At 55.0% G+C, this 11,817-nt stretch carries 6 protein-coding genes; 2 read left to right on the forward strand and 4 right to left on the reverse strand.

The window, feature by feature from the left end:
- Positions 1–41: 41 nt before the first annotated feature.
- Positions 42–3,263, reverse strand: coding sequence for a TonB-dependent receptor (locus tag ACQKLP_RS10020; protein WP_427322488.1), 3,222 nt, complete (start codon positions 3,261–3,263; stop codon positions 42–44).
- Positions 3,264–3,607: 344 nt separating this feature from the next.
- Between ACQKLP_RS10020 and ACQKLP_RS10025 the strand changes: the two genes are divergently transcribed.
- Positions 3,608–4,810, forward strand: a complete 1,203-nt coding sequence (locus ACQKLP_RS10025; protein WP_427322490.1) for a bifunctional 3,4-dihydroxy-2-butanone-4-phosphate synthase/GTP cyclohydrolase II — start codon at positions 3,608–3,610, stop codon at positions 4,808–4,810.
- Between the two features lie 160 nt (positions 4,811–4,970).
- On the opposite strand, the gene ACQKLP_RS10030 is transcribed toward ACQKLP_RS10025, so the two are convergent.
- From ACQKLP_RS10030 to ACQKLP_RS10040, 3 genes are all read right to left on the reverse strand, one after another.
- Positions 4,971–5,300: a hypothetical protein gene (locus ACQKLP_RS10030; RefSeq protein WP_427322492.1), complete on the reverse strand. Its 330-nt coding sequence runs from the start codon at positions 5,298–5,300 to the stop codon at positions 4,971–4,973.
- Between the two features lie 26 nt (positions 5,301–5,326).
- On the reverse strand, positions 5,327–5,656 hold the full coding sequence (locus ACQKLP_RS10035; RefSeq protein WP_427322494.1) for a hypothetical protein: 330 nt from the start codon (positions 5,654–5,656) through the stop codon (positions 5,327–5,329).
- A 101-nt stretch (positions 5,657–5,757) separates the two neighbouring features.
- Positions 5,758–10,569: a translocation/assembly module TamB domain-containing protein gene (locus tag ACQKLP_RS10040; protein ID WP_427322496.1), complete on the reverse strand. Its 4,812-nt coding sequence runs from the start codon at positions 10,567–10,569 to the stop codon at positions 5,758–5,760.
- 111 nt (positions 10,570–10,680) lie between these two features.
- Between ACQKLP_RS10040 and ACQKLP_RS10045 the strand changes: the two genes are divergently transcribed.
- Complete coding sequence (locus tag ACQKLP_RS10045) at positions 10,681–11,700, forward strand: isoaspartyl peptidase/L-asparaginase family protein (RefSeq protein WP_427322498.1); 1,020 nt, start codon at positions 10,681–10,683, stop codon at positions 11,698–11,700.
- Positions 11,701–11,817: the final 117 nt, after the last annotated feature.

Genomic DNA, 11,817 nt, shown 5'->3' on the forward strand with positions numbered 1-11,817 from the left:
TCGGATGCACCGGGCGGCTTTTATCGTTTTACAGGTGAGGTTTAGTTGTTGAAAATGTACCGGACGCCCACTTGCATCTGCCAACGCGAGGCGATGCCGGTATTGGTACGGAAAGGGCCGCTCAGCTTGTCGAACGAGAACCGCGGTTGCCCGCCGGCGCCGTTGTAATCGCGGAAAGCGAGGAAGCTGCTCGTGTTGGACGTTTGCGTTACGCCCCATTTGCTGTTCAGCAGGTTGCCCACGTTGATGATGTCCCAGGTCAGCTGCAGCTTACTTTTCGATTTCGGCGCGATCTTGCTGAAATCGATATCCTGCACGAGGCGGAAGTCGAAACGGTTGTACCAGGGGAATTCCAGGCCGTTCCTTTCTGCGTATTGTCCGCGGCGCTTGTCGAGATAGGGATTGCTGCGGATGTACTTATCGAGGTCGTCCCAGATCTGTGCAGGCGTGCGGGTATCGGGCGGCTGGTTGAAGCCGGCGCGGCTGGGGATGAGGATGATCTCGCTGGCATTGCGCGGAATATATACCAGGTCGTTGCTGGTGCCGTTATCGCTGTTCACGTTGCCGCCGTACACGTAGCTTACGCGCGAGTTGTCGAACCCGTCGTTATACGGTTGCCCTTCGTAAATGAGGGAGAGCGTGGTGCCGAGGAGCTTGGCGTATTTGACGTTGTAGGAAAGCGTACCGATCACGCGGTTGCGCACAAGGAAGTTGGTGCGCGCCAGCACGGGGATGTTCGGATCGCCCACGATCTGGTTGCCGTTGTAAGCGCTCGCCGCCTGGGAGCCCGGGCTGGAAGTCACGTCTTTCGCGTCGGTATACGTGTATGCGACCATGCCGCTCAGACCGAAGTCGAAGGTTTTCTGCAGTTGCGCGGTGAGGGCGTAGGAATAACCTTTCGATGAATTATCCAGCACGATGGCGTTGGTGAGGCTGCTGTTGATGCGGTTGGCGCTGCCGCCTGGGAAAAGCGGGCGCTTGTCCGGGCCGGGAAGCGTGCCGGTCGGGTATTTCAGGTTCGCGTCGCGATGGAAGACGGCGTTGATGTCTTTGGTATAAATACCTTCCAGGGTCAGGATCACGTCTGCCGGCAGGCGAATATCTGCCGCGAGGTTCGACCGCCATACCTGCGGGTATTTGAAGTCGGGATCGATGACGTTGATGGCATATGTGGGCGATGCGGCGGGATTGGCGGGGATGTAGGCGCTGGGGTTGTCGGTGAACGGACGGTTCGTCGGGTTCGTGGTGAACTCGTTACCGAAAAGCAGACCGTTCTGACCGGCCTGGTTCACGGCCCAGACGAAGGGAATGCGGCCGGTGAAGATGCCCGTACCACCGCGGATCTGGTAGGTATTATTGTCTGCCACGTCCCAGTTGAAGCCCAGCCTGGGCGACCAGAGGATCTGCGCTTTCGGGAGCTTTGCCACGTCCAGTTTCTCGCCGTCGCGGAAGGTCATGTCATTGACTTTCGGATTGGTGGCGAGATCGCTGGGGTACCAGGGCACGTCGATGCGGACGCCGTACGTCAACCGGAAATTGTTCGCGACCTGGAATTCGTCCTGCACATACGCGGCGATCGCCGCCGTGTTCAGCTTGGCGATAGGAGCGGGATTGCCGGGGACGGCGGAGAACGTGCGCTGGTAGAACGAGGGCATCACGGTATTGTCGTCGGTTGCGTCGAAGAAATCGTTCACGCTGGCATAACGGAACTGACCGTACACGAACTGCGCGAAACCGTTGCTGAATCTGTAATATTCGCCGCTCACGCCGAACAGCAGCGTGTGTTTGCCCATGTACCAGTTGAAGTTGTTGGTGATCTGCCAGAGGTCCTGCCCGGAGTTGTTGAGGCCGGAGAAGGGCTCGGAGCCGAAGGAAATATAGTTCCTGCCGCCGGCTTCGAGGTCAACCACAGGGAACGGCCGCCCGAAGATCTCGCGGTGGTCGCGGAAGCGGGAGTAGGTGGCGGTGAGGTTGTTGGCGAAGCGGTTGCTGATGTTGTTGTTCCATTCCAGTACGAAGGAGTTGAGTTTATTGTACTGGCGGTATTTCATATTCTCGAAATACAGCGAAGTGCTGCTCTGGCCGCGGCCGCTGTTGGAGTTGGAAGCACTGGGGCCGATGTCGCGGTAAGCGTTGAGCCAGCTGTAGCGGAAGGTCAGTTTGTTTTTGTCGTTGATGTTCCAGTCGAAGCGGGCGGTTACCTTATCGTTGTGCGTAGGCAGCGAGAAATCTTCATATCGTCCCGGGTCGTAGCCATATTTGCTGATGAGCAGGTTGCGGACGGAATCGAGGGCGGATGCGTTTACGAAAGCCACGCCGGCGGGAACGTCGTTCACGGACTTGGCGTTGGGGTCGCGGTTGGCGCGGAAGTTACTGGCGGGGGATTCCTGGCGTTCCAGTTCACCGCTGATGAAAAAGAAGAGTTTATTCTTGATGATGGGCCCGCCCACGCGGAAGCCGTACTGGTTCTGCTTGAAATCGTCTTTCTGTACCGTTTCTCCGTCTACCTTGCTGCCGGTGAGGCCTTTGGAGCGGATGAAGGTATATACCGAACCGGTGAATTCGTTGGTGCCGCCGCGGGTAACGGCGTTGATGCCGGCGCCGGTGAAACCGCTGAGTTTCACGTCATAGGGAGCGAGGTTGACCTGCAATTGCTCGATGGCGTCGAGGCTGATGGGCTGGGCGTTGGTTTGGCCGCCCGGGAGCTCGGTGATACCGAAGGCATTATTAAAGGTGGAGCCGTCGATGGTAAAGCTGTTATATAAGCCGTTGCGGCCGGCGAAGTTGAGTTTTTTACCGGATTGGGGGGTGAGTTTCGTGAAATCGGCGACGCCGCGGCTGAGCGAGGGCAGGTTGGCCAGTTGTTCGCGGCCGATGGCGGTGGAGGCGCCGGTGCGCCCTGCGTTGAAGGTTTTATCCTGTCTGCCGGTGATCACTACTTCCTGGAGGCCGGTGGAGGCGGATTGGAGGGAGAAGTCGAGCCGCAGGATCTGGCCGAGCGGAATGGCGACGTTCTCGATCTTTTCTTCTTTGTAGCTCACGTAGGTGACGGTGACGGTGTACGGACCGCCAACGCGCATGTTCGGAATGTTGTAGCGGCCGTTATCCATGGTGGTGGTGCCATAAATGGTGCCGGTGGGTACGTGAACGGCCTTCACGGTGGCGCCGATAAGCATTTCATTGGAGCTGGCATCTTTAATGGTTCCCGTGATGCCGCCGGTGGTAACCTGTGCATATGCGCAGGTCATTCCCAGCACAAGCATGATACTTGTAATGAGTAACTTTTTAAATCCCATAACTACCGATTTGATGATGATGGTGCAAAGATGACGAAATATGCCGGGTAAAATTTAACTTGACTTTAACAAATTGTTACATGTTGAATATTCGGAAACAATTGTGCCCTTAGATTTTGATTTCCTCCTTTTATAACTGAAAACAGGTGTGATTTGTTTAAATGTCTTCCGGACAGATTTTTATTTTTTCAAATTAATAAAAGTTTAATATGTGAAGGGTGGCCGGGAGGGGAAGGGTGGGGGCTGGGGCGCGTCAAACGTCGATTTTATATCCTAACTTTGCACATTCATTTCACAATAGAAGAATCATTATGCTGGATACTATCGAATCCGCCATTGAGGATATAAAGAAGGGGAAACTGGTCATTGTAGTGGATGACGAAGACCGTGAGAACGAAGGGGATTTCATTACGGCTGCGCGCAACGTGACACCGGAAGTGATCAATTTTATGAGCATGTACGGCCGCGGACTGATCTGCGCCCCTCTTGTGGAGGAGCGTTGTGAGGAGCTGGGGCTCGATCTGATGGTGCGCGACAATACCGCATTGCACCAGACGCCTTTTACCGTGTCTGTCGACCTCCTGGGCCACGGCTGCACCACGGGCATTTCCGCCTCCGACCGCGCCAAAACCGTTCAGGCGCTCATCGATCCCAACACCCGGCCCGAAGAACTGGGCAAACCCGGGCACATTTTCCCCCTGCGGGCTAAAAAAGGCGGCGTGCTGCGCAGAACGGGGCATACCGAAGCTACGATCGACCTGGCGCGCCTGGCCGGCTTCGAACCTGCGGGCGTACTGGTGGAGATCATGAATGAAGACGGCACTATGGCCCGGCTTCCCGAGCTCCGCGAGATCGCCAAAAAATTCGACCTCAAACTCATTTCCATCAAGGACCTGATCGAGTACCGCCTCCGTACCGAATCCCTCATCGAGGAAGAAGTACGGGTGCAGATGCCTACCAAATACGGCAATTTCGAACTGGTAGCTTTCAAGCAGGTCAATTCCGGCGACATGCACATGGCGCTGAAAAAGGGCGATTGGAACCAGGGAGACCCGGTGATGGTGCGCGTCCATTCCAGTTGCTTTACGGGCGACATCCTGCATTCCCTCCGTTGCGATTGCGGCGAACAACTGCAGGCTGCCATGCAAATGGTGGAAAAGGAAGGCAAAGGCCTCATTTTGTATATGAACCAGGAAGGGCGCGGCATCGGGCTCATGAACAAACTCAAAGCCTACAAACTCCAGGAAGAAGGCAAAGATACCGTGGAAGCGAACCTGGAATTGGGCTTCGGGATGGACGAGCGCGATTATGGCGTGGGCGCGCAAATCCTCCGCCATATGAACGTGACGAAAATGCGCCTCATCACGAACAATCCCCGCAAGCGCGCGGGCCTCAAAGGCTACGGCCTCGAGATCGTGGAAAACGTGGCGATCGAAATCCACCCCAACCCCCACAACGAGTTCTATCTCAAAACGAAACGCGATAAGCTCGGGCACGAAATCCTGAAAGGATAACCGGCTCACGCTCATAACATATAAGCATCAAGGCTCACGGTCCGGAAAGGAACGTGGGCCTTGATCTTTTTCACCGCTGGATGTCCGTCAGGGAACTGCGATCAGGCATTGCACTAAAATTCCGCAACCTTGACCGCCGTCCGATAAAACCATACCGCGCTTATTTAGGTCTCAGTTTTTCCGTCGCTTTAACCCTGTTCAACAAATCCCTGGCCGAATTGATCATCCTGTTGATGATAATGGGCGCAATAAGCCCGGTAACAAAATACCTGATCTTCGAAGAAACTGCATAATCCTCAAAGAAAATGTGCCCCGCAATCGCCCCGACTGCTGCATACATCAGCGTGGAGCCCAAAAATGGTAATAGGCGAAAGCCGCTCTGTATCCCATTTTCGACGGTATGGCCAGGTTCGATTTGTTGAACAATAGGAACGGTTAACCCTCCCAGCATACAACAGAATGCAGGAGAATGGATGAATGGCTCCATCATTCGCTAAAGTTTTAAGACATGAAATACTAGTCTCGCTGTCCGGTAAAAGCCGCTAACACTTTTTCAAAAAAACTGGTCCGGTCTTCATACAGTTGCCGCACCGTAACGAGAATTTCGCCGTCCGCCATTCTCCAGGATGATTCGAGAAAGCACGTCCCGCTGGCATACATGGTTTTTTTAACTTCCTTCCGCGTCAATCCCGTGCATTCCGCGATCTCCGAATACGTCATCCAGAAATCCCTTCCTTTAGCATTTACCTGAATACAACGCTGAATGAGATCCCTTTTCTGCTCATGTGTCATGGCAGACAATTCAGCCATCTTCACCGGTTGTGTTACATGAATAGTAGTTTGCATCTTCATCTGATTTTGATGAAAATGTAGCCATAAATCGAATACGAAAATTTTTTAGGAGCCGTTCATTCCGTTCATTTTTTAAACGTGGTATGTATACCTTTTTAGGGTCTGTCCACCGAGTCTTTTTCATGCTCGTGGTCCTCGTGCCGCAAACTGTCTTCCTGCATCCTCCGCAGCATCGCAGCCCGCGCAATGCTGTCCTGGACCCGCCGTAACCGCCGGTCGCTGAAAAGCTCGCCGAACCGGTTGAAATCGCGTACGTAAGACATCCCCACACCACTCCGGATCCGGTTGTCCAGCAACCATGCATCATAATCCATCTTGCTGAACGCATTCAGACGGACACGCCCGTCCGGCGTCAGCAAATACTCGATCCGGAAGTCGCCCGCGAAGTTTTGCGTGGAAGAGCTCGCCGAAACCCTTCCCCAGTCATAATTTCCGCCTACGTACAAACGTATCCGGTTGTTCAGGAAGGATTTCGTGATGCCCGTGCTCACCAGGTTCCGGTCATACGAACTGCTGGCGCTGTTATTGAAGTTATATGCCGTATAGTTAACATTGAAACCGATCCCCGCATTCTTGAGGAAAGTATTCGAGAAGTTGTTCAGGATCGCCGAAGCCTGCGCGCTCAAAGCCTGCCCCACACTGTTCTTGCCCGTAATCGCCACATTGGCGCTGCCGTCTGGCGGCTGGAACTGCCCCGTTGCCAGCAGGTACGAAATCTGGTACAAAGCCTGGTTCTGGTTGGAGTTGATCTCCTTCAGCCGAGATGCCACACCGCTCTCATACGCCATGGAACCCACGTCCGGCAAAGTGATCTCATAAGTGATGGTCGGCTGCGTGAGCGACTGCCGCAGGTACAGCAAAATATCCACCCGCTCCGAACGGTTCATCAGCTTGTCGTCTGTAGCCGATGCGCCTGCCGCGCCAGAGGCCGCGGCGGTACTGAGGTTGTACAAACTCACCTTGGGAATGCTGTACTTCGCGGTTATGTTCACCAAAGCCTCGCCAGGATCGCCATTCCAGGAAATCGTACTGTTCTTGTCGATATCGAACTTCCAGCTGGCGAGCCGCTGGAAACTGAAATTATAGGTACCGGTATTGATCGTATAGTTGCCGTACATCGTGAAATCCCCTTCCAGGTTCACATTGATGGCCAGGTTGCCCGTTCCGTTGGCGGAAATCACATCGTTCGTGGACGCGTTCAGGATCACATCGATCTGCGCGTCGGGGTTGGCGGCGATGTCCATCTTCACGTTCAGCTTGATGTCGCTTTTCTTTTTCTGCTCTTCCACCACTTTCCCGTATTGCTTGAACCGGATGTATTCGTGCTTGCCGATATCCTTGCTGTCGCTCAGCGGCAGGTAAAAATGCGTGCCCTTCAGCGGGCGCGCCAGCACACGGAGCTCGAGGTTTTCGAGCGGACCGGTAAAATATACCCTTCCCTGCGACAGCACCGTTCCGTAATACAGGTCGTTATCCGTCGGCCCCGTATCCAGGAACAGGAACTTGTCCGACTGCACGTCGAACTCGAACACCATATCGTAAAAGTTCTGGTGCTGGATAAACCCGTTCACTACCGCTTTATTGTTGAATTTGTCGATCAGCGTGAACGGCTTCATTTCGATGAGGTTATCGTCCATATGATGCACATGGAGCAGGGGGATTTTGTACCGCGTTCCGAGATAATTGACTTTCATCCCGATATCCTGCACCTTCACCGATCCCCGGAAAGATGGCTTGTCGGTAGTGCCGGTCACGTCGAGGTGGCCGGTAGCCGAACCGGTCAGTTCGCTCACGTAATCTCCCAGGTATTTATCGAGCAGGCTGATGGAAGTGTTGTTCAGGTCGGTGGACGCGTTCAGGACGCGGTTGCTGTCGCTGAGGCCCACTGTGCCTTTCGCCGTAAAGCTCGCCAGCGAATTGTCGGCCGATACGTCGAAGGAAAGCTGCCCGCTGGGATGGTCGTAATTTCCTTTCCAGTTGACCAGCCCGATGGAGTCGTTGTCTACCCGCAACTGGCTCGTGCGCACGTCCGCATCCACGCTCAGCCGCCCGAATGGATCGTGCACGTCGATATCGCCATTGGCCATGCCTTCGATGAGGTAGTTGGTCAGGCCGTGGGGGATGATGTCGGCGAGGTTCAGGTCTTTCAGGTTGATCATGAACCGCGACTCGTCTGGATTGAATTCGTTGGTGCTGATGGTAATGGCCTGGTCGTTGCGGGTGATTTTCAGGTTATGAACGGTGAGAAAATCGGTGCTCCAATACACTTCGTTCCCCGACATCATGTTCCAGGGCTTTCCGTTCACGGTGAAGGAGCTGTTGAGGAAGTGGATCTTCACGCCATCGCCAACCGTTACCAGCCGCGCATAGAAACCATTGAGGGAAGTGGTGTCTTCCGCCTGCAGGTCGAGCTTGATGAGCGAGGTGTCTTTCCCCGAACTGGCCAGGATGAGCGGGTTGCGGAACATGACGCTGTCCTGGAACAACACTTCGCCCAGGCTCGTGCTTACGTTGATACGGCTGAAATCGCCGGTGGATTTGAGCACGAGGTTCCTCACCCCGAAATCCCGGAAAGCTGCCTGAGGGACCACCGCGTTGAGCGAAACGTTCCCCGTCAGCGTATTGAGCGCCCCCTCGATCCGTGTACCGTCGAACCCGCTCACATCGTTGGTGAATGCGGCGATGAGCTTATCCACCTGCCCGAATTCCAGGGCAAACGTGAAGTCCTGCCCGGCATTGACCATGGGCGGCGATTTGAAGAAACTGGGATAATATTTATTGAGGAACAGTTTGAAAGCGTACGGCAATTCCATGAAACTATAGCTTCCCTGCACGAACCCGTTTACCTCGTTCCCCCGTACCCGTAAGGTTTTCAGCCCGTTTTCGGTGCCGGTGTAGACGGAAAGGCTGTCGAATTCCACCCGGTTCCGGTTTTTGAACAGGGAAAGGTCGTACAGCCGGGCGGTGCCGTCGAAGTTATCGATGTTGCTGCCGGCGAAATTGAGGTCGGCTTTGGCTTGCAGCGTGATGGAATCTTCCGTGAGGTGGAGCGCTTTCAGGTCGCTGTTGCGTATTTCCGAATAGAAATTGAAAATGGGCAGCCGGCTGTTGAAATCGATCGTTCCCGTGAAGTCCATATCCAGGTTGGGATCGTTCACGGTCAGCGCACCGTTGAAGAACTTCCGGTTCATTTCGCCTTCGGTCTTCAGGTTCTGATATTGATAGCCGTATAGCCCGATCTGTTGTATATCTGCGTCTACCGCGGCTTTCAGGTTTTTGAAATTGAAACCTTCGCCTTTCACCTTGGCTTTCATCGTTACCCGGTCCACGATGGTGTTGCCGAGGAGCTCGCCGAGCTGGAAGTCGTACGTGGTCAAGCTTCCCGAGTATACGGGCACGTCTTTGCTCGTTTTGAAGTTGATGTCGGAATCGAGGTTGCCGAGGTTGGTCTGGAATTTCCCGTAGGCCACGAAGTCGTTCACGAACCCGGTAAAGCTCCCCTGGAAGGCGAGCCGCTGGATGAGCTCGGTTTTCACGGCCGTGATGTCTTTGAGCATGGGGAAGAACTGGCGGACGTCGGCGCCGCTGGTCGTGAGCTCCCGCGCGTTGAAATCGATGAAGGTTTCGTTGATGTACGGAAGCCCCCTCATGCTGAAGTTCCCCCGGAGCCGCGTCGCCTTTCCGCCCTGCAGCTGCATACTGTCTGCCGAAAGGTTGCTCACCGGCCCTTCCACCGATCCATTCACCAGGATTTCCGTATCCCAGGCCGACAGCGGCGGCGCGAAAAACGCGATATCGTCAGACGACAGGCGGGTTTCGCGGAAATTGGCCTTCATGGTCACGAGGTCTACATAGTCGCCCAGGTCGGCCATGTCCTCGTATTGCATCGTATAATAATCCTTGATGTGGCTGTTATTGGTCACCAGGTCGAGATCGTTGAATTCCATTTCTACGGGCGACATCTTGAATTTCGCCTTGAGCGATTTCACCTCGAACCCGCTGCGCTCGCGGGTGCTGAGCGCCAGGTCCGCGAAAATGCTGTCTTTCACGAGCCGGCTGTTGGAGATCGTGAGGTTGATCTGGGCGAACCGGATGCGCGAGGGGTCGAATTGCCCGGCGGTGGAAGGCACCGAATCGCTGAGGTTGTTGACGCCGAAAGCGCCGTCTTTGATCGTGAGGGATTTGACGATCAGTTTCCAGTTGTCGGCATTCCATCGCAAAGGCACGATGGTGGCGGAGTCCAGCACGGGTTTCGGTGCGGCGGGCGAAGGTGCGCGGCGCTTTCGCAGGGGGCTGGCCGGGTAGCTGGACACTACGAATGAGGGCTGATCGAGCAGGAGCTCGTTGATCTTGATGTTGCGGGTCAGCAGATCGAGCTGTTCGGCGTCGAGGTAAATGCGGCCGGCGGAGGCGTTCATGTCTTCGCCAACCCATTGGTCGACCAGGTTGAACCGCACGCGGCGGAAATCCACTTTTTTCAGGTCGAGCGAAATGCCGGTTTTCTGTTTTTTGGCCGGCTGAACGGGGGCGCCGCCGAATTCGTCTATTATAAATTGATAGTTCCAGAGGGAGTCTTTCCGGGGGCGGATGAGGTTGACCTGCGCATCTTCGAGCCCTACGAACTTGAGCACCGGTTTTTCCTGCATGAAAAACCAGTCGGTGATGCGTACGTGGAGGGCTTCTGCGTAAAGGAGGGTATCTTTGTTCCGGTCTTCCACCAGCGTGCCTTCCAGGCGCATGCTGTTGAACAGGCGGAAGTTGACGTGGCGGATTTCGACCCGGGTGTTGAGCTGTTTGGACAGCCGCGCCGTCACTTCCTGGACCAGCAGGTTCTGAACGTAGGGAATATTGACGAGGATACTGACGAGGAGTAACAGGCCCAGCAGGCTCAGCAGGGCAATGGTCAATATTTTGCGAACTTTTTTCAGGGAACTCCGATTTATTCCGGCAAAAATAGTCATTACCAAAATGTTTGCCAATTGATTCTGCTACATATAAATTTGAATAAAACCCATCCCATGCGCTTTTTACTCATTTTTTGCCTCCTGGTACAAACCGGTTGGGCATCGGCCCAGGAAAAATACGTGCTCGTCATTCACGGCGGGGCCGGTACCATTTTGAGATCGCAACTGACGCCGGAAAAGGAAACGGCCTACCGCGATGCGCTGAAAGCTGCGCTGACGGCGGGTTATAATGTGCTGAGCAAGGGCGGGTCGAGCCTGGACGCGGTGGAGGCGGCGGTACGGTCTATGGAGGATTGTCCGCTTTTCAATGCCGGCAAGGGGGCGGTGTTCACGGCTGAGGGGAAGAATGAGCTGGATGCGGCGATCATGAACGGCAGAACGCTGGAAGCCGGCGCGGTGGCGGGCGTTACGGTGGTGAAGAACCCGATATCCGCCGCCAGGGCGGTGATGGAGAAAAGTAAACACGTTATGATGGTCGGGAAAGGAGCGGAGACGTTCGCGAAGGAAGCGGGCCTGGAGATCGTGGACCCGTCTTATTTCCGGACGGAGGAACGTTGGCAGGGGCTGCTGCGCGCCCGGCAGCTGGATTCGACGCGGCAGCTGCTGGACCATGCGGACACGGCGGTTTCCGCGAGGCTGGGAGCGGAGATGCGCGACTATAAATTCGGGACGGTGGGGGCGGTGGCGCTCGACCGGCGGGGAGACCTGGCGGCGGCTACGTCTACCGGGGGCATGACCAACAAGCGATACGGCCGGGTGGGGGATGCGCCGGTGATCGGGGCCGGGACGTATGCCGACAACGCGACCTGTGCTGTTTCGTGTACGGGTTGGGGTGAGTATTTCATCCGGTTGGCGGTGGCGAAAACGGTTTGCGACTTGGTCGCATATAAGGGAATGAGCGTCCGGGATGCGGCGAACGAATTGATAATGAAGAAAGTACCGGCACTGGGGGGCGATGGTGGACTGATCGCTATCGACAGGAACGGACGGATCGCGATGCCTTTTAACACGGCGGGGATGTACCGGGCGGCTATTACTGAAAATGGGAAGATGGAGGTGATGATCTTCCAATAGCGTATGTCATCTTATTGTCATGCAGACATATTTGCATTGATGTTATTTTATGCAAAATCGATGGTAAATTGTGATACGAAAAAATCGTAAGAATATCTTTGAATTTATCAAGTACGT

Origin of the sequence: Chitinophaga sp. NPDC101104, from assembly GCF_050277495.1 — a bacterium.
In the GTDB taxonomy this organism is placed as follows: domain Bacteria; phylum Bacteroidota; class Bacteroidia; order Chitinophagales; family Chitinophagaceae; genus Chitinophaga.